The organism is Microcoleus vaginatus HSN003, assembly GCF_022701255.1.
Lineage (GTDB): Bacteria > Cyanobacteriota > Cyanobacteriia > Cyanobacteriales > Microcoleaceae > Microcoleus > Microcoleus vaginatus_B.
On sequence record NZ_CP031705.1, the window covers coordinates 6,435,124 to 6,458,519 of the forward strand.

17 protein-coding genes are annotated in these 23,396 nt (G+C 47.8%); 7 read left to right on the top strand and 10 right to left on the bottom strand.

From position 1 onward, the window contains the following. Positions 1–69 precede the first annotated feature (69 nt). A complete protein-coding gene (gene murG / locus D0A37_RS27520; protein WP_242719381.1) occupies positions 70–1,134 on the top strand; it encodes an undecaprenyldiphospho-muramoylpentapeptide beta-N-acetylglucosaminyltransferase in 1,065 nt (354 codons plus the stop codon). Positions 1,135–1,204: 70 nt separating this feature from the next. Here the strand turns inward: murG and ureG are convergent, their stop codons facing one another. From ureG to D0A37_RS29235, 5 genes are all read right to left on the bottom strand, one after another. Next, the gene (gene ureG, locus D0A37_RS27525) at positions 1,205–1,801 is read right to left on the bottom strand and encodes an urease accessory protein UreG (RefSeq protein ID WP_242719383.1); all 597 of its coding nucleotides are present in this window, start codon (positions 1,799–1,801) and stop codon (positions 1,205–1,207) included. A 44-nt stretch (positions 1,802–1,845) separates the two neighbouring features. Then, positions 1,846–2,559, bottom strand: a complete 714-nt coding sequence (locus tag D0A37_RS27530; RefSeq protein ID WP_242719385.1) for an urease accessory protein UreF — start codon at positions 2,557–2,559, stop codon at positions 1,846–1,848. 116 nt (positions 2,560–2,675) lie between these two features. Further along, complete coding sequence (gene ureE / locus D0A37_RS27535; RefSeq protein ID WP_242719387.1) at positions 2,676–3,113, bottom strand: urease accessory protein UreE; 438 nt, start codon at positions 3,111–3,113, stop codon at positions 2,676–2,678. 429 nt (positions 3,114–3,542) lie between these two features. Beyond that, a complete protein-coding gene (locus D0A37_RS27540) occupies positions 3,543–4,034 on the bottom strand; it encodes a DUF4168 domain-containing protein (protein WP_242719389.1) in 492 nt (163 codons plus the stop codon). Positions 4,035–4,111: 77 nt separating this feature from the next. Next, positions 4,112–4,246: a hypothetical protein gene (locus tag D0A37_RS29235; RefSeq protein ID WP_278187122.1), complete on the bottom strand. Its 135-nt coding sequence runs from the start codon at positions 4,244–4,246 to the stop codon at positions 4,112–4,114. A gap of 812 nt (positions 4,247–5,058) precedes the next feature. Here D0A37_RS29235 and D0A37_RS27545 point away from each other — a divergent pair. Further along, on the top strand, positions 5,059–5,484 hold the full coding sequence (locus tag D0A37_RS27545; protein WP_242719391.1) for a DoxX family protein: 426 nt from the start codon (positions 5,059–5,061) through the stop codon (positions 5,482–5,484). Further along, positions 5,481–5,996, top strand: coding sequence for a DUF4385 domain-containing protein (locus D0A37_RS27550; RefSeq protein ID WP_242719393.1), 516 nt, complete (start codon positions 5,481–5,483; stop codon positions 5,994–5,996). Before D0A37_RS27545 ends, D0A37_RS27550 begins: the two co-directional genes overlap by 4 nt. A 101-nt stretch (positions 5,997–6,097) precedes the next feature. Here the strand turns inward: D0A37_RS27550 and D0A37_RS27555 are convergent, their stop codons facing one another. After that, positions 6,098–6,535, bottom strand: a complete 438-nt coding sequence (locus D0A37_RS27555; RefSeq protein ID WP_242719395.1) for a regulatory protein RecX — start codon at positions 6,533–6,535, stop codon at positions 6,098–6,100. Positions 6,536–6,655: 120 nt separating this feature from the next. After that, complete coding sequence (locus D0A37_RS27560) at positions 6,656–7,066, bottom strand: AbrB family transcriptional regulator (protein ID WP_015177612.1); 411 nt, start codon at positions 7,064–7,066, stop codon at positions 6,656–6,658. 910 nt (positions 7,067–7,976) lie between these two features. Here D0A37_RS27560 and D0A37_RS27565 point away from each other — a divergent pair. Then, positions 7,977–8,165, top strand: a complete 189-nt coding sequence (locus tag D0A37_RS27565) for a hypothetical protein (protein ID WP_242719397.1) — start codon at positions 7,977–7,979, stop codon at positions 8,163–8,165. A 524-nt stretch (positions 8,166–8,689) separates the two neighbouring features. Here D0A37_RS27565 and D0A37_RS27570 read toward each other — a convergent pair. After that, on the bottom strand, positions 8,690–10,390 hold the full coding sequence (locus D0A37_RS27570) for a CHAT domain-containing protein (protein WP_242719400.1): 1,701 nt from the start codon (positions 10,388–10,390) through the stop codon (positions 8,690–8,692). Positions 10,391–10,394: 4 nt separating this feature from the next. Continuing rightward, entirely contained in the window at positions 10,395–10,649 is a 255-nt protein-coding gene (locus D0A37_RS27575; protein WP_242719402.1) for a hypothetical protein, read from the bottom strand. A gap of 1,416 nt (positions 10,650–12,065) precedes the next feature. Between D0A37_RS27575 and D0A37_RS27580 the strand changes: the two genes are divergently transcribed. Beyond that, positions 12,066–18,248, top strand: coding sequence for a cadherin-like domain-containing protein (locus D0A37_RS27580; RefSeq protein WP_242719404.1), 6,183 nt, complete (start codon positions 12,066–12,068; stop codon positions 18,246–18,248). Positions 18,249–18,522: 274 nt separating this feature from the next. On the opposite strand, the gene D0A37_RS27585 is transcribed toward D0A37_RS27580, so the two are convergent. Beyond that, positions 18,523–18,681, bottom strand: coding sequence for a hypothetical protein (locus D0A37_RS27585; protein WP_242719406.1), 159 nt, complete (start codon positions 18,679–18,681; stop codon positions 18,523–18,525). Positions 18,682–18,982: 301 nt separating this feature from the next. Between D0A37_RS27585 and D0A37_RS27590 the strand changes: the two genes are divergently transcribed. Both D0A37_RS27590 and D0A37_RS27595 read left to right on the top strand, forming a co-directional pair. Beyond that, positions 18,983–19,990, top strand: a complete 1,008-nt coding sequence (locus tag D0A37_RS27590; RefSeq protein WP_242719408.1) for a threo-3-hydroxy-L-aspartate ammonia-lyase — start codon at positions 18,983–18,985, stop codon at positions 19,988–19,990. Further along, a complete protein-coding gene (locus D0A37_RS27595) occupies positions 19,971–23,198 on the top strand; it encodes an ATP-binding protein (protein WP_242719410.1) in 3,228 nt (1,075 codons plus the stop codon). The genes D0A37_RS27590 and D0A37_RS27595 overlap by 20 nt, the downstream gene beginning before the upstream one ends. The last annotated feature ends 198 nt before the right edge of the window (positions 23,199–23,396 follow it).

A 23,396-nucleotide genomic window follows, 5' to 3' on the forward strand; every position in this document is an offset into this window, starting at 1 on the left:
ATAATCTAAAACCTCAAATATAAAATTGATCGACCTGTGGAACTTGTACTTGTAAAAGAAACAAAGACCTTGACAAAAGCCCCCCTCCGGTTGTTGGTTGCAGCTAGCGGCACTGGTGGACATTTATTTCCCGCGATCGCCACCGCTGGCCAGTTGAACGACTGTCAGATCGAATGGCTAGGAGTCCCAGACCGCATGGAAACGCAATTAGTTTCATCCCTTTACCCCCTCCACACGATCGCCGTTGAAGGCTTTCAGCAGGGATTTGGGCTCGGTACACTGCGAATTTTGGGCGGACTCGCCGGCTCGATCCTTCAGGTGCGGAAGTTGCTCAAAGCGGGAAATTTTCAGGGAGTCTTTACTACCGGCGGTTACATCGCTGCACCGGCAATTCTGGCGGCCCGTTCTTTGGGTTTGCCGGTGATTCTCCACGAATCTAATGCAATTCCCGGGAAGGTGACACGCTGGTTTAGTCCTTTGTGCACTGCTGTGGCGATCGGATTTGAAGCAGCAGCCCAGCATTTACCCCGCGCGAAAACCGTGGTTGCTGGTACACCGGTGCGATCGCAATTCCTCGCCCGCCAACCTCTAAATTTGCCAATTCCTGACAATGTACCTGTAATTTTAGTTATGGGCGGCTCTCAAGGCGCTGTCGCAGTCAATAAGTTAGTGCGCGAGTGTGCTCCTGCGTGGTTTGATGCCGGTGCTTGGGTAGTGCACCTCACCGGAAATAATGACCCGGATGCTGAGAGTTTGAAACACGAGCAATATTTGTCAATGCCATTTTACGACAATGTGGCGAGTTTGTTGCAGCGAGCAAATTTAGCAATTAGTCGATCGGGCGCCAGTGCTCTGACAGAATTAGCAGTGACGGGAGTACCTTCTATTTTAATTCCTTTTCCTCACGCCGCTGACGACCACCAAAGATTTAATGCGGAAGTATTTGCTAAAGCCGGCGCCGCCGTGGTATTCCGTCAAAGCGAACTGACAGCAGATGTGTTGCAAAGCAAGGTGTTGTATTTGTTAAGAGATTCCGAATATTTGGAAAAAATGTCTAAAGCTGCTACTCAATTAGCAGTGAGAGACAGTACGGAACGTTTGGCTAATTTGGTCAAAGAATTGGTGGTGAGGTGATAGTTTTTAGGAGTTTTAACCGCAGATGAAGGCAGATAAACGCAGATGAACGCAGATGAAGACTGATGTTTTACACGATATGGGAGTGGATGAATTTAACTACTGATTCTAATCCTTCTGTGGTCTTCAAGTTAGTAAAAACAAAAGGTTTCTCGCCTCGCATTTTTTTAGCGTCTCGTTCCATCACGCCTAAATCTGCTCCTACATAAGGTGCGAGGTCTGTTTTATTAATTACTAATAAATCTGATTTAGTAATTCCTGGCCCGCCTTTGCGCGGAATTTTATCACCCGCAGCGACATCGATTACGTAAATTGTTAAATCTACTAACTCCGGGCTAAAAGTTGCCGCCAAGTTATCGCCGCCGCTTTCTACAAACACTAAATCTAAATCAGTGAATTTTTGTTCTAACTCTTCTATAGCTACTAAGTTAATGGAAGCATCTTCGCGGATGGCTGTGTGGGGACAGCCTCCCGTTTCTACGCCCAAAATGCGATCGCTCTCTAAAGCTTGACTCCGAACCAAAAACTGGGCATCTTCCTGAGTATAGATATCATTAGTAACAACCGCAATCTGGTATTGCTGCCGCAGCGCCTTGCACAAAGCATCAAGTAAAGCAGTTTTCCCTGAACCAACCGGCCCAGCAATTCCTACACGAAAAGCACCCATATCGATTTTAGATTTTAGATTTTAGATTTTATATGGTCTGATTTTCAACTCCGAAACAACCGAGTGTACTGAGTTTCGTGCGCCATGCTAGCCAGTCCTAATCCCCAACTGCAACTAGCAATATCATCATCTTCTAATTTTAAAACTTCTTGCGCCGTACAGCTAATTTGAGACTGCAAATCTAACAGCAACTGCTGACCGGCTGTTTGACCGAGAGGAATCAGTTTCACGCCCGCACTCGCCAGATTGGCAGCCCAACTGTACAAATATCCTAACACGGCGGCTTCCTCTTCAATCTGCCAGTTGGCGGCGGCAATGCCAAAGCCGATCGCAAAATTGCACGGATTGCCGCCAAATTCCACCAAATCTTTTACAGATATCGTTAATTTAGAAGGTACGGGCGATTCCCTGCGGGATAGCTTCGCTTCACGCAAATCCAGCAGCAACCTGATCAAAGTCCGCCCCATTTGCCAACTTTGCAAGCGCAACTCTTCTGTTTCCTTAGTAGCAGTCGCCCAAGCATTCCAGTAATTCAAATCCGTCAAATCCCCTATCTGTGCCGCCCTCAAAGCCCTTACCAGCACAGCGGCTTCTACTCGCACAGCCCCGAATTGCAGCGAATTTTCTAACCAATTCCTCAAAGTAATCTCGCTGTCGATCGCACCGGTTTCTACCAGACTTTCGATTCCCTCAGAATAACTATAAGCTCCCACAGGTGCAAAAGCTAGCTGCAACAAACATAAAAGTTGATTGTTCACTGTTGACTGTTGACTGTTAACTTCTTCCTTCTTGAATGACCGAAACCAATTTCGTCATAAGGCGTTGGATTCATCGGTAGCAGTAAATCTAAAATCTAAAATCTAAAATCTAAAATCTAATGGCTGTGCCCGTAAGCGCCCATTTCCGGCTGAAACGGTACAATTTCCTCTGTTACTTCCAAACCCATTTTTTCTAGCATTCCCTGCAACACAGAGTCGGGAGAAAGCCTTAAATAATTATCGGCAATTTCTAAAGCTACGTGACGGTTTCCTAAATGATAAGCCGCCCGCATCAGTAGCAGCGCAGTTGAGGCCCGCGCTGTCAGCACCGATTCGGGTTTTGCACTTACCAGTACCAAACAGCTACCGTCTTCCGACTGCAATAAATCCCGATCGCGCAGTACAGTACCTCTGGGCAAATTCAGGTGCAGCTTTTCCCCCGTCTCTGTCTGGAATCGGTGACGGCTGCGAGTGCGATCGTCCGCTGTCATCGGTAAAGTAAAGCTGACAACAGCATCGGGATTTGCAGGTAAATGTTTGGTGAAAGTTAGCATTTTTATATTCTATTCCTCAGAGCAATTCACTTGACATCTAGTTTTTGAGGAATATCTTTTTTATAGCCGAAGGAATAAGGAAGACCCAAATTGCAATCTTCCGCTCATGTTTCACGAATTAAAAACGTTTTAATCGTCTTGGCGATCGCTATATCTCATGGCAATTTACAGCAGGTTGAAAAATATTCATCTCTCTGAACAGCTCCCGTTCTGGCTTTGATACCACATTTTTGTTATTTTGTCAAGCACTTTGTCGCAGACGATCGCCCTTTTTTCTAAAATTTTTGCCTATCGTCTAGTAACTCGAACAATTGAAATCTCCAATAATTCTTGTGGGGAGTAGGGGTTAGGCCTCGTACCTGCCCTTAACCAGCTTTTATGGAGAAGTCTAATAGAACGGGAGAGGCAGAAAGACTCACACCCTCAAGCTTATTGATTGCCGGCTTGTTGCAGTCGCAGCAGCTCGGCTTGAATTCGCTGTTTGACTGCCGGGTCTGCTTGCTGGAGCAAAGTGAGCTGGTTGAAGCGACCAACTGTCAAACCATTGGTTTCGATAACTTTTTTAGCTTGTTGGCAGTAATTCACCGCGATGCCGCGAACACCTCCAGACAACCTATTAATTTCCTGAGTTTCGTTGCACACTACTCTGGGAACCGAACCCCCAGCCATTCCTTTAATTTCGTTATAAGCTTCCACGCGTCTAGGTTCTATTGCCAACACAGCACGAGCGTAGCTAGTAATTTCCTCGCTGCTAATTTCTTGAGCTTGGGCTGCTGCTCCGAAAACGAGGTTTGGGGATTGTGTGTATAAACCGGGAACCCATCCACTAGCCAAAGCTGCGGTGGAAATGATGCCTGCAAACAACGATTGTCGCAGTATCCGGTTGAGGCTTAATTTAGAGGTGTTAAGTGAGGTGTTCATGGTCGTCGGTGATTGCTTGCGTGTAGATAAAAATGACACAGCGCTTGGAGGCTCAATCTGTGTGAATCATGTGGCGGCTAAAAAGTTCCTGCAGTTGGTGACAATTTTGAATTCCAGCAGGATGCTTTGAGATTTGCTAGGGCGATCGACTTTTGAGCTAATTCGATCATTTCATCTATTCTAACATCTGTGGGAAGTTGACAAAATTCCAACTTTAGATGGTAACTTTAATTACAGAGTGTTCTCGAATTGCCTCTGCAAATAATTCTCAAAGCGCAAACATTAAATAATTCTAAAAGTTCTTGACAAATTACTCGCATTATTTAGTCTAGGCCCGAGCGATGCTATTCCGAATGCGTATGCCTTCGGTGAAGGGTGGGGAATCGCCCGCAAGGCAAGGTCAATCGATTTGAGATTTTAGATTTGAGATTAAAGAATTGAAGCATTGACCCCAGGGATAAATTCGGGGGGCAAGTTTCATCGGATACAGGTTTTTTATTTCTCCGTCCTGAGTCTGCGAAGGAATGAATCCGGGGGCTTGTATCCTGGATGCTTTCGGTCAAAGTTAGCAGTAATCGCACTCATCAATTCCCGCGAGGACTTATTTAATGTTAAGCTGTGGTGCATTTGTCGATCGAGAAAATCCCCCACTGGTTTGACCGCTAACGGAGCCAGAGCCGGAACAAAAATTATGTTTTACTACCCGAAGATAGAGACAGCAACAGGGAAATAGACCTTAAAATCTTGTTATCAAAATGCGCGCTATCTGTTTTTGGCAGTCAACGCGCAGGCCTTCGATTCCAGTTCTCGCTTCCTCCAGTTTGCGGCTGTGAAAACTTGTCTGGGAGTTACCCAGAAACCTGCTTTTTCTACCCAATAAAATTTTTACAGCCACCAGCAAGAGCAGACAAACCCGGAAAGCTGAAATACTTGGGTCTGAGTTTTCTTGTCATCTCGATCGCCAATAGCGATTTTTTGCAAGCATTATCCCAGCAATTTAACAATTATTAATTACCCATTGCCCATGAAAAGTCAAAAAGAAATTTGGCGAGTTATTCTCGCAGTAGCTCTCTGTATTGTAGGCGTGCTGCACTTTGCAGTACCCGCACCTTTTATCAGAATCGTGCCGCCCCAGCTTCCTTACCCCGGAGCCTTGGTTTATATCAGCGGTTTTTTCGAGATTTTGGGAGGAATTGGGCTGTTAGTTCCTCCTGTGAGTAGGGCGGCGGCGTGGGGATTAATTGCCTTGTTTATTGCCGTGTTTCCAGCTAATATCAATCAAGCCGTCAACAACATTCCGATAGAAGGGATTCCCCACAACCAATTACTCTATTGGCTCAGGCTGCCTTTTCAAGCTGTCTTCATTGCTTGGGCCTGGGTTTATACCCAACCAGACGAAGGTAAACCCCGGGCTTCTATAGTTCCAGATAGAACAGAAAATGCCCAATGAAGCAGTTCGACTACTCTTTGGATTTTAAGAAGATCGACTTTCGACAGCACCCGGAACTTTATCGGGTAGGGAAAGGAGAACAGGGAGTGCTGTTGGTGGAACCCTACAAAGGAGAAATTCTGCCTTTCTGGAGATTTAAGACTCCTGAAATTGCCAGGGAATCCAGCAGCAAAATTTACTCCTTGTTTTTAGAGTATCTCGATCGCGAAGATTTTGTGGGAGCTGACATGGCCCGCAAGTTCTTGCAGATGGGGTATACTCGATCGCGTCGTTACGCCAACCACAAAAGCGGTCGAAAATACCAGCAAAACCCTCAGAAACTGAAGTCTGTTGCAGAGCAAAGCGCAGCTCGAAAAGATATTTTGCCGCTAGAAGCAGATCCGGTGAAAGCAGAATCTGCCGCCATTTTTAAAGAAAAATGGATGCTGGCCAAAATCAACGAGAAATATCTCGAGCTTTTAGCCAGACACCGGCAGATGTACGAATCTTATTTAGTCAACGCTGAGGATTGACATACATTTACAAAAACTCAGAACTTACACTTTAGCCCCGTCGGCAGCAGTGCAGTTGTGCTTGCCTATCTCGGTCACACCTATTTGCGTGGCCCTACTATTTACTCGTCATCTTCTTCTGTTTGCCACTGTCGCCAAATTTCAAAGGCATTAAAGCCCCTGTATTGCAGGTAATTCAAGACTTTACCCTTGGTTTTCGGATCTACTTTACCCCAAGTATCGATCTTGTATTTCCGCATGACTTTGGCTTTTAATTCGGCCAGTTTTTCTGCTTCGGAGTCCTGATTTTCGGCAATTTCTTCTTCCCAGACTTGCTCGAATAAATCGTTGGCAATTCCTTTTTGCAGGCACTTGCGCTTGATGGCAGACTTCCCGTATTTGCCTGCTGCAGAGGCGATCGAGTTTGCCACCAAGCGAGTGTCGGACTGATAGCCGCGGTCTTGAATTTGCGCGATCGCCTCCAATATTTCCTCATTGCCAAAACCTTTCTCTTGCCCCTTTTTGCGAAGTTCAGAGGCACTGTAGTCTTTGCGGGACAAGAGAAAATAGAAATAGTCAAGACAGCTCATCAGTTCAATCGAAGGGTGGCGCGCAAATACTCGTCTAGCGAATGCCAAATCCAGTCGCCTTGCTATCGGCTGACTGCATCGCGATCGCCTCTATTCTTCTGTATCCTCCTCTTCATCATCCAATTCCACATCAGGTCTGTCCACATCGATCTGAATCAAGCGAATGTGCTTGTATCCGAGCTTAATTTCAAACTCGTCGCCCGGCTTTAATCCCATTTCTTGGGTATAATTTGCGCCGATCACGATCGAGCCATTCTTGTGAACGCTAGCTCGATAACTCGCTTCTCGCCCGCGTCCGTCTGCTTTAGACTTCTCTAGCTCAATGCCCTTAGCAGCTAACACTGCATCGTAAAACTCAGCCAGATTAATCCGGGTTTCTCCACTTTTGCTGACCGTGAAGTAGCCGCAAAGCTTCGCAAGTTCTCTGCGCGGCAAATCACTGCCTTTGATTTTTTGAAGCAGACCTTTTCCTGTTAAGGGTGCTGTAGCTGTTTCTGCCATTGACCGTACCTCGCTTATTGGACTTTACTTATATCAATTACAACACATTAGATTAACTTTGTTTCACTGTCAATACTAAGAATTCTGAATATTAAGATTCTGGATAAATTTCTGCTGCCTCAAGACCGGGGGTGCAACTAAGGATACTCGAAGGGTGATCAATTTTCTGCTCGCCGTCCAAATGCTTGCATAAGCCTCGGAGCGATCGCGCGGGAAATTATTGTCGCAAATTAAATGCTTTACTTTTTTACACTAAAGTCTGTTCCCTGCATTCACCAATCCCTGATCGAGTCTGTGGTCAAGGTAAAAACAACACAGCCATGAATCGAAATACCTAGAGCGTGGCCGCTGCAAATCTGCCGAAAGCATTTACCGGCCGGGGTTAACTTTTACCTCAACAAGGGGAGACAGCACTTGTTCTGGATGCGCCTGCCAGCTACTTGCAAAACCAGTTTACAAAAAGAATCCAACTGTAGGCAAGCTCCAAACCCTTATGGAATAAGTCATTCCCAATTATTCAATCTAAAATCTAAAATCTAAAATCTAAAATCGTATAAACCCTATTTTTCGGGCTGGAAATCCCCTCAAAACCCCAAATACCAACGAGCAATCTTCTATTAAGGTGTTGGGCATATAACTTGCACAGAACGCCGTCTGGGGAAGGCAATCGGGTAAAAATTGAAGGAAATTTCACCTGTTCGTTGAACGGGTTTAAGCTAAAACCCGACTCAATGGGCGCGACGGCAGAAACATCGGACAGCAACTAGGAGGGGAATAGTTTTGATCGGGCGAGATTGCTTCGCGACTCTTAACACTTCGCTACGAATCAGTAGATGTCTAGGGGGAACTCGGAAAAATCTTCCTCCTCCGGCCCCAAGGCAGAGAATGTGAGGTTATTTCCACAGGGGAATTGAAAAAGAGCGAGTTAAATGCAGCACAGCTTAAATGTTTGATGCACTACAAATTAGCAGCGGTTCCCGACAACGAGTTTCGATGGAAATGTATTGGTTTCCACTCGTGGCCTGTCAACTGCCAGACTCTCAAAATTTATGCACCAACTGAGGGGCCGCGTCAAACTCACAGCCGCTTCCATAATTAATTATTGTGGAATATACCAACCGCACTGACGGTGAGGACGTTCTTAATTGTTCCAACTCTGGCTTTTATTGTCTTGTGCCGAATGACGAATGCTCCTGCTGCCGAATCAGCCCGCCCAAAAACGCATACAAGCCACCGACTCCTGTCGTGGAGAGATCAAAATTTTAGACTCTTGTTCAAGCTTCCAGATTCATCTGTGGAGTAAATCTAAAATCTCAAATCGTTCGACTCAGGACTCAAGCCGAAGTCTAAAATCTACAATCGACTGCCGAATTCTATATTAAGCAGTCCCGGACTTACTCTCTCGACGAGAAACCCGGTTTCTTCCTAGATGCTTGGTTGCGCTGCTGCTTATTTTCGGTAAAAACCGGCTTGATGAAAATAAGTCCGAGATTCGATCGAGCAGCATACTTTTGATCACTTTTCCACCGGCAGCCGATAGCGAATGGCCAGCAAAAACCCCACCCAGTTTGGGCCTAGGCCAAGAGGGTCTAAATTCAGGATTGCAGTAGTGGGCTATCGCTTTTAGTGGCGTTGTTGCAGGTAATTTTGCGACAGGGGAGTCCGTACCGCCGGCAGTAACTCTTCTGGTTTCGTGCCTCGCTGGTGCGAGTACCGCCACCCAAAAAAGCCAGCACTCAAAGCAACGGGCAACAAGCAAAGCATCACGAGCACAGATGTGTTCAATCCCGGTTTTTTTAACGGTTTTTGAGTCGGTGCAGCGGCGCGAGTTGCTTGGATCGCCGAACACTCAGAACTAGAAATAGAGGATGGCGAAGCCGTCGGTGAGTTCGGTGAATTAGCAGCCTCGGGTCGATCGTTCTGGTGAACCCAATCCCTACGATTTTTTAATTGGTCGGGAAAGTATTCCCAGACTTCGCCGTCAGAATTGTCTGACTCATGCGATCGATTGACTGGGATTGGGGGGTGTTGGGCGATCGCCGAAACCGAAGACGGAGCCTTCCATTCTGTACCCGCCAGCGCCGGTTGCGTTCCCGACGCGATTATGTGCACCATAGAACCGGATGTCGCACTGTGGGCTGGGGCGCCGGTCAAATAGCCGTCAAAGTCCGGGTGCTGGTAGAGAATCGGCAACGCCCAGTATAGCTGGTGAGAACCGTAGGCAGAAATTAGCCCAGCTCTTGCCCGGCTCAGGCTGAGATCGACTGGATAGCCTTGATTGAGGTTGCGGTAAAACAACCGGGTCAGAGTTAGGGCTACATCGTCGGGGATGCTTTCTGCCATTGCTAGCACTGCTGGAATGCCCCGCTTCACTAGAGCTTCGGTTAAGTTCCGTTCCGGGCTGTCGTCCGCGAGGTCTGAGGGGTCGCCGTAGGCGCCGCGGCAGGAGTTGAACACGGCCATCTGAATACCGTTGTTAACAAGCAATCCAGCTAAGTCGTCGCCACTGAGGGTTTCGGTTAAGCCGGTGCGGCTGCTGACTAGGTAGAGTTCGCCACCTCGGGAACCTAAGTTGCTGTGGCCTGCGTAGTGTAGGACTTGGTAGTGTCCTTGTTCTAGGGCTTGGGTAAGTTGTTCTCGATCGGGCTGTTCGAGAATAGTCAGTTGAATTTCCGGGGAATGGGGGCTGTTTTTGAGAGGATTAGCGGTGCGGTTTTGGAGTTCTTGTTGCAGGTGGAGCACTTCTCGCTTGAGCTGCAAGCTGTCTCGATCGCTTGGAGAGGCGATCGCCATTAAAATTTTTAGTGGCCCGCTACTAGGCAGTATCCGGGTTTGTTTGAACAAACTTGTACCTGGTTGGTAGCGAGAAAACACGACATCCGTGCCGGTTGCCAAAGGGCGATCGCCGGCGTGCAGAACTTCCCAGGGCAGCCGCGGCAAGCGCCGGCCTTTGAGTCCGAGTCGCAGTTGCAGCACTTCTCGGCGGTGCTGGGCAATGCCTTGAGCGCAAGTCCAGCTATCGCGCAAGTTTCCTTGAAACAGCCCACTGTATAATTGTTGCCCCAGGGCTACTAAATTCGGCGCTGGGTTGTTTCCCGAACGCGAGAGGCCGCGACCAGCAAAATTGGTTCCCTGTACTGCTTTTCCCTGGAGCAAGCCCACCAGTGGGTCGTTCATCAGTTGAGCAGACAGTGCAAGCCATTCGTCGATCGGCCAGCGGACTTGTTGTTCGGCTAAGGGTACACCGGGTGCAACCCTTTCTGTCCGCACTAGATATTCGTCGTCGCCAACAGGGGTGACTGAGAGTTGAAATTCCTGGCTCACGGATTTAGCGCCCTCCCGCCTTAATTCTGAATTTGCCTGCGTTTTTGTGGCTAGCAATAGCACTCGGCAACATATTTTTTACTCTTTTAATCAAAGTTTCTGAATTGGCTTCCCCCGATCGGGCGATCGCTAGGGTCATATATATTTGTTCAAACACTTTGACGATATAAAAGTTGTACTTTAATAACAGTTTATTAGTTTTGATTGCCCTGTGGCTCGATGAAAGCCGAATTTTCTCCAATCTTGCTATCTTTGACATTTTGCACCTCTACCGCAGACCCCTTTAGATTCGTCGTGAACTTGAGTTTCTCATTGCTGAGTAAAGTTAAATTGGAGGCACTTTACCAGGCGGATCTCTAGTTCTTATTAAAATTACTTCGGCTATCGCCAACCGCTTTCAGGGTAATATCGCAGGCAAAGTTGAGTATTTCTTTTTTTTTTGCGATCGGTCGATCGGTCTTTACCGCTTATCCTGTACCACCAACCCCCCATGTGTAATCTTGATTTTGTGTCAATTAATTAATTGGTCAGCCCTGGGTTCTCATCCGTAAGCCCTCCGCCCTCATCCTTAAGACCTCAGTGGCGATCGGTAATTGATAGTTGACCATCGATAGTTGCTAATAAGTTATTGCTAATTTACCGCTTTTATGATATAGAAAACTTTTAATTTAACTCTCTTAATCTAGTTAAAGTTAAGCAGCAAAAATAAACGTAAGCAGCCAAGAACCCTCAACAATACAACGGCAATCAAATTATTCCGGTACTCTCAAGCAACCATCATTTTGGGCATCTAGAGGATTACGCCTCATCAGGCCGGTTTCTCGGAGAATTATTCGATTTGGTAGCGAAGCCTCTACAAAGCAACTGGGTTTGGCAGCCTCGCCGTGGGTCATTCTCGCTCAAAATGCCGATCGAGCTTGCAACTGTCACCAAAAACGAATTCTGTCTTTTACCATTTTTTGATAAATTTTGCAATATGTCTTGAGATAGATATTTTTTGAGATAACTGTTAGTATTGATCCCCAAAAAAAATCTCTGTTGGCGAAGTTTCCTCGCATGGAGAGAAAATGGTGCAACAACTAAAAATTAGAACAAATATTTGCCCCGGCTAATTATCTAAATTTCTAATTACTCATCGGGAACTAAAATTAGAAGCGTGCAGTCGTTTAGTCAAGAGATTCAAATCCTAAGTCAGGGAAGGATTTGTCAAAGCTGGGAGTGTTACAAAACTTCAATACACCCAGCGGAGATCGGAAAAAAAGCAAGGGTAAAATTGGGGGGATACGGGTTTTGGGTAGTTATTTAGGAGTTGTCAGTGGCGAGTTTAAATTCAGCCAATTCACTGTAGAAATTACGTAGAAGATCTACAATCAGAGGCCATTCGGCGCCGCTTACTGTAGAAATTACCGAGAACATCTTAAAGGCTCGGAGCTTCGGCGCAGCACTTACAGTGTAGGTTGCAGATCAATTAATTTTGATACGCAATTGCGGAATATAAAACTCGCAACAGAATGAAAAAAACCTTGCAGTTGAAGTGGCATCTATAATAGTAAAGAGAAGGAGACGAGATCCTATAACAGGCGAAAGCATGAAGCTAAAAAATTTTCTTCTGCAGCCTCCTGTTTGCTGATAAATTGAGTCTAAGAAGCTTACCATTATTTGGGAAAGATCAACAATGAATGAAGAAGAAATGCCAGTAGGAAATGTATCGGGAACACTTTTTCCCAGGCCAGAGGAAACAGAAATTTCTGAGGTGACAGATCCCAAGTTGTTTACTACACCGATCCCCCCTGAGGACGGGGAAGCAGATCCCGGGTTTTCAACCACCAATCTAGATGATCCGTCTGTGGATTTAGGCCAAAACAGCCCTAAACTTTCCGATGAGGACTTAGCCGATTTAATTAACCTAACACTCGCCGAAAACAGCGAGGGCATTGCCGACCAATTTCCGGATCTGTCTAACGGTGTGGGCGATGATGACGATGACGATGACGATGACGATGATGACGATGACGATGACGATGATGACGATGACGATGACAGCGACAGCGACAGCGACAACATTTTCCAGACCTTGGGAGGTACGGAAATGGAAGAGGATGGTTTAGATGATGGCAGCGGCATCGATCGCCGCCGAACCGTCGTCGGTACCGATGACGATGACCTAATTGTCGCCACTGGCGATAACGAGGAGATATACGGCAAAAGAGGCAAGGATCAAATCAAAGGAAACCGTGACAAAAACAATAAAATCTACGGTGGTAAAGATGACGACGATTGCGAGGGCGGCGATGGCGACGATGAAATAAGAGGCGATCGGGGCAACGACAACGTTAAGGGCGGCAAAGGCGACGACAAGGTTAATGGCGGTAAAGATAACGACAGCCTTTTTGGCGGTACCGGCAACGACACCTGCGAAGGCGATGACGGCGATGACTCTGCCCACGGCAACGAAGGAGAAGATGACGTTGACGGCGGCGCCGGCAACGATAGCATCTACGGTGGCAAAGACAACGACGATTGCGAGGGCGGCGAAGGCAACGATAACGTCCGGGGCGATCGGGGCAACGATACCGTAAATGGCGGCGAAGGCAATGATACCGTTAACGGCGGCAAAGATAACGATATCGTGGGCGGCGATGCCGGCAGCGACGTTTGCAGCGGCGACGACGGCGACGACAGCGTTAGCGGCGGCATCGGCAACGATACCGTGGGCGGCGATGCCGGCAGCGACGTTTGCAGTGGCGACGACGGCGACGACAGCGTTAGCGGCGGCACCGGTAACGATACCGTGATGGGTGGCGACGGCAGCGACGTTTGCAGTGGCGACGACGGCGACGACAGCGTTAGTGGCGGCATCGGCGACGATACCGTGATGGGCGGCGACGGCAGCGACCTTTGCAGTGGCGACGACGGCGACGACAGCGTGATGGGCGGTGCCGGCGACGACAGTGTGATGGGCGGTGGCGGCAACGATACCCTCGTCACTGGCGACGGCAATGACATGGCAGACGGCGGCGACGGCGACGACAGCGTTAGCGGCGGCGGCGACGGCGAGGATACGTTGATGGGCGGCGACGGCAACGATACGCTGATGGGCGGTACTGGCAACCATACCTGTATCGGCGGTGCTGGAAATGACGTTTTTGCCATGAGTAACGAGTCTGACGCAGGAAGTGCAGTCATCACTGACTACGAAGACGGCCAAGACAAGTTTATGCTGGCTGGCGACTTGAACTTTAACAGCTTGAGCTTTGTACAAGTCGAGGCCAATACCGAAATTCGGGTCAATAACAGGACGCTGGTGCGATTGTCGAATGTCAACGCAACGCAGATCGATGCTGGCGACTTTTTAGGAGTTGATCCTCAAACTCAAACTCCAAATCAAACTCCAACTCAAACTCCAACTCCAACTGCGAACCCGATTTTTAACCCTCCGCGAGTCGGAGCTAATAAGAACGGCGTTGCTGGTTCCAGCGGCGGCGAGCAAAAAATTAATCGTGAGTCGTTGGAGTATGTCGATGACCAGCAAGGTCCTGGCGGCATAGTCTACACGGTAACCGAGCTGCCCGATCCTACAACCGGCCAACTATTCTTTAAGGGAGCCCCCGTACAACCCGGTTCGACCTTCACTCAAGCAGACATTAACGAAGGCTTTGTAAGTTTCAAAGCGACAGTAGGTTATAAGGGTGAGGCTGGTTTTGGTTTTAAAGTTACCAACGGCAGAAGAGAGTTCCTCGGCCAGCGTTTTAGCTTGATAGTCGAGCAAAATGTCTTTAACTTTGCTGGCACTCAACAAGCTCAAGTTATTGTCGGTTCTGCGACGCTGGATAACGACATCGAAGGCGGCGATGGTGACGATAACATTACAGCCGGCAAAGGCAAAGATAAAATCATCGGCGGCAAAGGCAAGGACACAATTAAAGGCGGCGATGGCGATGACGATATCGACAGCGGCGATGACGATGATGATATCGAAGTTAGCCTAGGCAAAAACAAAATAAAAGCAGGCAAAGGCAACGACAAAGTTAAAGGCGGCGGTGGCGATGACGATATCGACGGCGGCGATGAGGATGACGATATCGACGGTGGCATGGGCGATGACACAGTAATAGGCGGTGCTGGGAATGACCTATTAACCGGAAATGAGGGCAATGACACGATCGAAGGCGGCCTAGGAACCAATACTCTAATTGGGGGTGGTGGAAACGATCGCTTTCTTTACCGCACTTCCCGCCAAGATATTACAACAGTTGCAGAAGCTGACTTTATTACTGACTTTAATGTCACTGAGGATGTTTTAGAGTTTTCTAACGCAGCTTTTAGTCTCAACGCTTCTATCTTGACCAAAGTGGATATTACTGCTAATTCTACTTTTGGGGCGATCGGTGGCGCTAATTTCCTCGACTTCACCACGGATATCACTGTTAACAGCATCGCGAGTTTGCAAGCGCGGTTTGCACAGTTGGGCGGCAACCCAGACGTGCCTGTTTTCTGTCAGTTTATAGATGCCGAGACCGGCCGTTTGGTGGTGGTATATGGTTTTGGGGCGCGCTTGGACATTGTGGCCAGTTTCTCGGCGAGCATTCGCCTGGATGTCGGTAACTTTGTCTTCACGGGCGAGCCACTAAGTATTCCTGTCGGTACTGCTGGTGCTGACAATGTGGATTTCACCACTTCTCCGGCCGCAGTTAATTACGATGGTTTAGCAGGCGATGACAACATTGTCGGCAGCAATTATAACGATAGCCTCAAGGGTGGCGACGGCAACGATATCATCACCGGCGGCCTCGGTTTGGATATCATAAGCGGCGGCAGTGGTGCGGATCTCTTTGTTTACAGGGGAACTAAAGAAGGTGGCGATAAAATTGCCGACTTTACCTTTGGAACTGACAAATTCCAGTTTACCGCGAGCGCTTTCGGCAATTTGACTACGACTAACTTTGACGGTGTTAGCGGGGTTTCTCCTGACATTACTGGCAAAGAATTCGTGATTTTCACTGGCGGAAGTTATGCCTCTTTGGAAGCTGCACAAGCTACAGCCCTGGGGAATTCTACAACTGCTGGTTTCTTCGCATTTACGAATGCCTCGAACGAAACGGTGTTGTATTTTGACTCGAACGGTACCGTAGCCGGTGGTTCTACCTTGATTGCGAATCTGGGTACTGCTGCTAGCAATCTGGGAACGGCGGACTTTGTATTTACAGGTACGATCGCCTCTTCTGATACTGGTACTACTACTACCAACTCAGGCAGCATTGTTGATTTAACTGCTGCTGGGAACACTTTCCCGAGCGACTTTAACAATTTCGGTTCAGGTGCTGGCGGCTACAACTTCACCACTCCTGTCTTATTTACCGGAGATGCTAATGTTAACAGCGTCACTGGTACTGAGTTTGCTGACATCTTCAGCGGCGGTTCTGGTGCAGATGTTGTGACTGGCGGTGCTGGTGCGGATCTGTTTGTTTTCAAAGCAACAGCCGAAGGCGGTGATACAATTACCGACTTTACCTCTGGAAGTGACAAATTCGAGTTTAGCGCGAGCGAATTCGGTAATTTGACTACGACTAACTTTGACGGTGTGACGGGTTCAAATCCTGACATTACTGGCCAAGAGTTAGTGATTTTCAGCGGCGGCAGTTATGCCTCTTTAGAAGATGCACAAGCTACAGCCCTGGGCAATTCTACAACTGCTGGTTTCTTCGCCTTTACGAATGCGTCGAACGAAACAGTGTTGTATTTTGACTCGAACGGTACCGAAGCGGCTGGTTCTACCTTGATTGCGAATCTGGGTACTGCTGCTAGCAATCTGGGAACGGCGGACTTTGTATTCACAGGTACCATCGCCTCTTCTGAGACTGACACTCCTGATACTGGTACTACTACCAACTCAGGCAGCGTTGCCGATTTAACTGCTGCTGGGAACACTTTCCCAACCGACTTTAACAATTTCGGTTCAGGTGCTGGCGGCTACAACTTCACCACTCCTGTCTTATTTACCGGAGATGCTAATGTTAACAGCGTCACTGGTACTGAGTTTGCTGACATCTTCAGCGGCGGTTCTGGTGCAGATGTTGTGACTGGCGGTGCTGGTGCGGATCTGTTTGTTTTCAAAGCAACAGCCGAAGGCGGTGATACAATTACCGACTTTACCTCTGGAAGTGACAAATTCGAGTTTAGCGCGAGCGAATTCGGCAATTTGACTACGACTAACTTTGACGGTGTGACGGGTTCAAATCCTGACATTACTGGCCAAGAGTTAGTGATTTTCAGCGGCGGCAGTTATGCCTCTTTAGAAGATGCACAAGCTACAGCCCTGGGCAATTCTACAACTGCTGGTTTCTTCGCCTTTACGAATGCGTCGAACGAAACAGTGTTGTATTTTGACTCGAACGGTACCGCAGCGGCTGGTTCTACCTTGATTGCGAATCTGGGTACGGCTGCTACCAATCTGGGAACGGCGGACTTTGTATTCACAGGTACGATCGCCTCTTCTGAGACTGACACTCCTGATACTGGTACTACTACCAACTCAGGCAGCGTTGCTGATTTAACTGCTGCTGGGAATACTTTCCCAACCGACTTTAACAATTTCGGTTCAGGTGCTGGCGGTTACAACTTCACCACTCCTGTCTTATTTACCGGAGATGCTAATGCTAACAGCGTCACTGGTACTGAGTTTGCTGACATCTTCAGCGGCGGTTCTGGTGCAGATGTTGTGACTGGCGGTGCTGGTGCGGATCTGTTTGTTTTCAAAGCAACAGCCGAAGGCGGTGATACAATTACCGACTTTACCTCTGGAAGTGACAAATTCGAGTTTAGCGCGAGCGAATTCGGCAATTTGACTACGACTAACTTTGACGGTGTGACGGGTTCAAATCCTGACATTACTGGCCAAGAGTTAGTGATTTTCAGCGGCGGCAGTTATGCCTCTTTAGAAGATGCACAAGCTACAGCCCTGGGCAATTCTACAACTGCTGGTTTCTTCGCCTTTACGAATGCGTCGAACGAAACAGTGTTGTATTTTGACTCGAACGGTACCGAAGCGGCTGGTTCTACCTTGATTGCGAATCTGGGTACTGCTGCTAGCAATCTGGGAACGGCGGACTTTGTATTCACAGGTACCATCGCCTCTTCTGATACTGACACTCCTGATACTGGTACTACTACCAACTCAGGTAGCGTTGCTGATTTAACTGCTGCTGGGAATACTTTCCCAACCGACTTTAACAATTTCGGTTCAGGTGCTGGCGGTTACAACTTCACCTCTCCTGTCTTATTTACCGGAGATGCGACTGATAACAGCGTCACTGGTACTGAGTTTGCTGACATCTTCAGCGGCGGTTCTGGTGCCGACATTTTCGACGGCGGTTTGGGTAACGACAGCATTTCCGGCGACGATGGTAATGACAGCCTCTTCGGCGGTGGCGGTAGCGATACTCTCAACGGTGGCATCGGGAATGACACTTTAATCGGTGGTGTCGGAACCAATGCTCTCAACGGCGGTGATGGTTTGGATGTGTTTGTGTTCAGCGGAACTACTGCTGACGGCGGGGACTTCATTACCAATTACAGCATTACTGATGATGTAATTAACCTCGACAGCACTGGGTTTGCAGCCTTTACAACCGGATCTGGGCCTTTGGGTTCGAGTTTCTACGCTTACAGCAGCACAGTGTCTGATGTAACTGTGTTTGAAGCAACTTTAACCGGGCCGTCCATCATGGCTATCTACGACGGTTTGTCTACTAAACTGTATTACGATAGCAACGGTTCTACGGTTGGTGGTAACAGTTTGTTTGCCACTGTCGATGTGAATTTGGGACCGACCGGTAATACTGAATTGTTCTTGTTCTAAACGGCAAGAATCCTAATCGGGATATCGGGGGTACGGTTAGGGACACGGCAAGCCGTGTTCCTACAATAAATAGGTAAGGACACAGTAATACTGTGTCCTTTTTTTTGGTAATTGTTAAACACTTTAGTTGCTATTTTTTGGGTAGGGGAACGGCAATGCCGTTTCCTCTTTTGCGGTTGTCGATGGTTGGAGTCGATCGCACTCGCGAGGGCAATTTCACCATCCAATCCGGTTGATTTTACCCGTTATATCGATTCCGGTTGTATCGGAATGATTAAACCGCAGAGGGCACAGAGGGTACAGAGAAAGGGAAGAGAGAGATGAATAATTCCGATGCCAACGGATTTGATATTACCTGAGATATTGCACCATTCTCGCTTAACAGGCAAGATGCCTGTTCCACAAGAAAATTCACTCTTTGTGGAACAGGCATCTTGCCTGTTCCTAAAAAGCTTATTGAGAATGGTGCAACATTTCAGATATTACCCAAAATCAAGACAGGGCACGGCGCCGTTTCCCTACAATTAATCGGCGGTGGTTAAATTTGTATTCATTAATCGGAAACGCTCCTTTACTTTTTGATAGTAAATTGTCATAACTTTGATTTTAGTCAACAGCTTTTTTAACAATTAAGCGCAACAGCTTATGATAATAATTTATAGTTTAATGGTACGAGTGAAGCGGGCAATGCCCACCCTACAAATAGAGTTCTCGATCGCCCAAATCTAAAATCTATGAGTGCCGACTTCTGTGCCCAAAATTCCTTGTCAGTAAGTTTCGCGGATGTAGAGGCGGCGGCAAATCGCTTGCAGGGCAAAACTTTCAAGACGCCGGTGCTGACTTCGGAAACTTTCAACAAACAGACGAATTCTCAGGTATTTTTCAAGTGCGAGAACTTTCAGCGCACGGGTTCATTTAAATTTCGGGGTGCTTGCAATGCTTTGATGCAGCTATCTGAAGCGGAAAAACAGCGGGGAGTGCTGACTTTTTCTTCGGGAAATCACGCGCAGGCGATCGCCCTTGCCGCCCAGTTGTTACAGATTCCTGCTACTGTTGTCATGCCTGCAGATGCGCCCAAAGTCAAGCAAGAAGCGACTCGCGGCTACGGTGCAGAGATTATTTTGTACGATCGCACTCAAGTTTCCCGCGAAGAGTTAGCGGCTAAAATTGGCGCAGAACGGCACTTGACAATTATTCCTCCTTATGACCATGCGTGGGTGATTGCGGGACAAGGTACGGCGGCGCTGGAATTAATCGCAGAAGTTGGGGAGTTAGATTTGCTGCTGGTTTGCTGCGGTGGCGGGGGTTTGCTGTCGGGATGCGCGATCGCGACAAAAACTTTGTCTCCGCAGTGTAAAGTAATAGGAGTAGAACCCGAGCAAGCAGATGATGCGGCGCGATCGTTCCGCACGAAAACGCTGCACACAGTGACTAACCCGGATACGATTGCTGATGGTGCGCGCACACCATCTTTGGGGAAATTAACCTTTCCTTTGGTGCTGCATTATGTGGACGATATGGCAACAGTTTCCGAAGACGCAATTCGCCAGACAATGTTTTTTATGTGGGAACGCATGAAGATAGTTGTGGAACCGACGGGAGTGTTAGCGGCGGCGGCTTTGTTGTCAGGTGTTGTGCAGGCTGAAAATGCGCGGATTGGCGTGATTGTTAGCGGCGGAAATGTGGATTTTAATCATTTACCCAACACCAAAGGATCGTTAGATGCTGCCATTAATCTTTGATACCTGCGTGCCCAGAGATGAGATTTTATCGGGAGACTTGTCTCTAGATTTATTTGCAGCAAAATTGCGGCTGGTAGTCGAAGGAACTGCACCTCAAGTTTATCAAGATGCTAATAAATTTTTTGCCAATACCTTCGCAACTGATGGCATTAAAACCCTAATTCGGGAAGTTTTCAGCCGCTTGATGAAGCAAAGCGCTGGGGCTGGGGTGGTTCGTTTGGAAACGAGTTTTGGGGGCGGCAAAACTCACGATGAAATTGCACTCTGGCATATCTGCAAGCAAGGGCGAGAAATTGTCGGATTGGAACGCTTTACAGATATTAGCCTGATTCCCGATCGCCCTTTACAAGTTGCAGCGATCGACGGTCGGGATTTAGACCCAGAACAAGGAGTTTATCACTCGGACAGCGGCTTGACAACCTATACTCTTTGGGGCGAAATTGCTTACCAAATTGGCGGGATTGCAGGCTATCAGTTACTGCAAGGCAGCGATAAAAGCGGTGTCAGCCCCGGTACTTCGGTGTTAGAACGGTTGACGGGGGGACAGCCGACTGTGATTATTTTAGATGAAATTGCGCGGTATTTGCGATCGGCAAAAGCGAAACAAATTGGCAGAAGCGATTTAGCCAAACAAGTGGTAGCTTTTCTATTTTCCCTGATGGATTTGGCGGCAGCCTGCGATAATTTAGTATTGGTTTATTCCCTCGCCTCGACAGCAGATACTTTTGCGGAAGAAACGGCAGAATTGCAAGAAACGATGCGCGCTTCCGCAAGACAAGAAAGGGTGTTGAGTCCTTCTACAGATATCGAAATTTACAACATCGTTAAACAGCGCGTGTTTGCCAGAGTTAGCGAGGAAGCGGCGCAAAAAGCGGCATCGGAATATTTGGTGGCTTATCGCAATTGCCGCGTTAATTTGCCCGATGGGTGCAAAGATGCGTCATACTCAGAAGCGATCGCCCAAAGTTATCCGTTTCACCCGGAATTGTTCAATCTTTTAACTAAAAAAATTGCTTCTATTCCCGAATTCCAGAAGACGCGGGGGGCTTTGCGATTGTTCGCGCAAGTCGTGCGGCATTTGTGGGAAAATCGCGATGGTTGGGTGCCGATGATTCACACGCATCATATTCCGGTGGGGATGGATGGCGAAATTACTAACGATCTGACTTCTCGGTTGCAGCGATCGCCCTTGCGGAATGCGATCGGCGCTGATATCTACAATCCCGATGGTAGGCCGGCTTACGCACAATTGCAAGATGGGGAATGGATAGCAGCGGGAAAACCGCCGTTTTCTACTTGGGTAAGCAGAACAATATTTTTGCATTCTTTGACTCAGGGAAATTCTTCGGGAATTCGGCTGGCGGAGTTGAATTTGTCGCTGCTGACTCCGGGGGTTGACAGCGGTTTTGTCGATCGCGCTTTAGAAAGATTAACTAAGGTAGCCTGGTATTTAGACTCCGATCCGGTAACATCTTTAGCGAGGTTTAAAGAAGAACCTTCGATTAATAAAATCATTACCGAAGAGAAAGAACAAGTCGGGGTAGTATTGGCCAAAGAAGATTTGCGAACTCGCCGGGATAGCATTTTTGCCACCAGATTATTTACCTTAGTTTCTAATATCGAAAGTCCCGGAGATGTAGACGACAACCCGGATGAGGTGGCGTTGTGCGCGATCGACTTTGACGAAGCGATGGTGAATGCTTCTACCGACGCAGCCCCGGAATTAATCGAGAGAATTTTCAACAATAGCGGCGAATCGGGGAAGTTTCGCACCTACCGGAATCGGTTGTTATTTTTGGTGGCAAATCGGCTAGAATTAGAAACGGCGATCGACAATGCCAGAGAATATAAAGCTATTCAAAATATTCTCAAAAGTCAGAACCGACTGGCAGATTTATCGGGAAGCCAGCAGAAGCAATTGAAGGAACGGCAAGGCGCGAAAGATATAGCTGTGAGAGTATCTTTGACTAATGCTTACCGCCATTTATTTTATCCCTCAAATGACCAAGTAAAAGCACCGAAAGGATTGATGCACTACACTCTTACGGCGCAGGATGCGAGTATGGTGAAAGGCAAAAACCACCAGCAAGATGTAATTCTCAAAGCCCTCAAAGATTGCGGCAAGATTCGCGCCGAAGAAGCTAAACCTTTCGCCCCGGCTTTTATCCTGCAAAAAGTTTGGCCTGCGGGGTTGGATAGTTGGACAACGAAGGCGCTGCGCGATGCTTTTGCTAAGGATTTGAGTTTGAATATTCTCCTTGATGCGGAAGTTTCGATGCTGCGGGAGACGATTCGCGAAGGTTTGAAAATGGGCAATTGGGATATGAAAGTCGGGGAGAGACTGTTTATCAAAACTGATGATAGCGTGTTGGCGCTGCCGGAGACGATCGAATTTAGCGATCGCGCCTCCCTCTACAGACGCGGCATTCTCGAACCTCCAGCGCCCAAAGAAGTGGAACTCAGCGCTCAATTGATGCCCAGTACAGAAGCGGCAAAGCCCGTGCGCGTCAGGTGGAAAGCGAAAGGAGCACTGACGGTTAGTTTGTATCAAGATAATATTTTAGTGCCGGGAAATTTCCGCCCTTCCGATGAGTGTGAAATCACCATTGTTAATAACACTATTTTTCGTGTCGTGGCCGATTACGGTAACGGTGATACAGCAGAAAAAGCAACCAATGTCAATCTAAATCCTCAAGTTTCTAGCGTTCGAGATAGTGGCAATTCTGCTTATGTTGTGGAAACGCTACAGCCGAGTTTGTGGGAGGCGAAACCGCCGATTATCGAAATTGACGGCACGATTAATGCGGTATTTGCGGGATTGGGCGATCGCATTAGCGACTACAAAGTGCAAGGCATCGAAGTGCTAGAATTGTCTGTGAGTCAAGTAATAGATTATCGCAAATTGGGAACAGCAATTGCCCTATTGCAGCGGTGGCAACCGCAAATCGACCAAACCGCAACCATTCAAACCGGCGACCAATTTGTGCGGCTGGAATATCAAGGGGCGTTGCGGGGATTTCAGAGCTTTTTCTCGACTCTCAACAGTTTGTTGAACAGTCCCGACGCGCAAGCTGATGTTAGTTTGAAAATCACCTTAGAATTCAAGCCAGCTTTGTCGGCAAATGCCTCGGATATTAGCAGTATAAAACAAACGCTCGATCGCAATCCAGTAGAACGTTTAAATTTAATGGCAAGAGTAGTATATTAAAATGTAGGGGCGGGTTTTACTGAGAAATCTCGCTTTTACCCCAGTCTAGATCCCCCTAAATCCCCCTTAAGAAGGGGGACTTTGAGAAGACTCCTGTCCCCCCCTTCTTAAGGGGGGCTAGGGGGGATCGAACCCTAATCGTTAGACAGCAAACCGGTACTACGTTTAACGTGTTTGTTGACACCAATCCTCATAAAC

Bases quoted from the DNA above. Each gene is read 5' to 3' on its own strand.
- D0A37_RS27580 (WP_242719404.1), top strand. From the start codon at position 12,066: ATGAATGAAGAAGAAATGCCAGTAGGAAATGTATCGGGAACACTTTTT.
- D0A37_RS27550 (WP_242719393.1), top strand. From the start codon at position 5,481: ATGAAGCAGTTCGACTACTCTTTGGATTTTAAGAAGATCGACTTTCGA.
- D0A37_RS27585 (WP_242719406.1), bottom strand. From the start codon at position 18,681: ATGCCTGTTCCACAAAGAGTGAATTTTCTTGTGGAACAGGCATCTTGC.
- ureE (WP_242719387.1), bottom strand. From the start codon at position 3,113: ATGCTAACTTTCACCAAACATTTACCTGCAAATCCCGATGCTGTTGTC.
- D0A37_RS27560 (WP_015177612.1), bottom strand. From the start codon at position 7,066: ATGGCAGAAACAGCTACAGCACCCTTAACAGGAAAAGGTCTGCTTCAA.
- ureG (WP_242719383.1), bottom strand. From the start codon at position 1,801: ATGGGTGCTTTTCGTGTAGGAATTGCTGGGCCGGTTGGTTCAGGGAAA.
- D0A37_RS27540 (WP_242719389.1), bottom strand. From the start codon at position 4,034: ATGAACACCTCACTTAACACCTCTAAATTAAGCCTCAACCGGATACTG.
- D0A37_RS27545 (WP_242719391.1), top strand. From the start codon at position 5,059: ATGAAAAGTCAAAAAGAAATTTGGCGAGTTATTCTCGCAGTAGCTCTC.
- D0A37_RS27590 (WP_242719408.1), top strand. From the start codon at position 18,983: ATGAGTGCCGACTTCTGTGCCCAAAATTCCTTGTCAGTAAGTTTCGCG.
- D0A37_RS27595 (WP_242719410.1), top strand. From the start codon at position 19,971: ATGCTGCCATTAATCTTTGATACCTGCGTGCCCAGAGATGAGATTTTA.
- D0A37_RS27575 (WP_242719402.1), bottom strand. From the start codon at position 10,649: ATGTCAAAGATAGCAAGATTGGAGAAAATTCGGCTTTCATCGAGCCAC.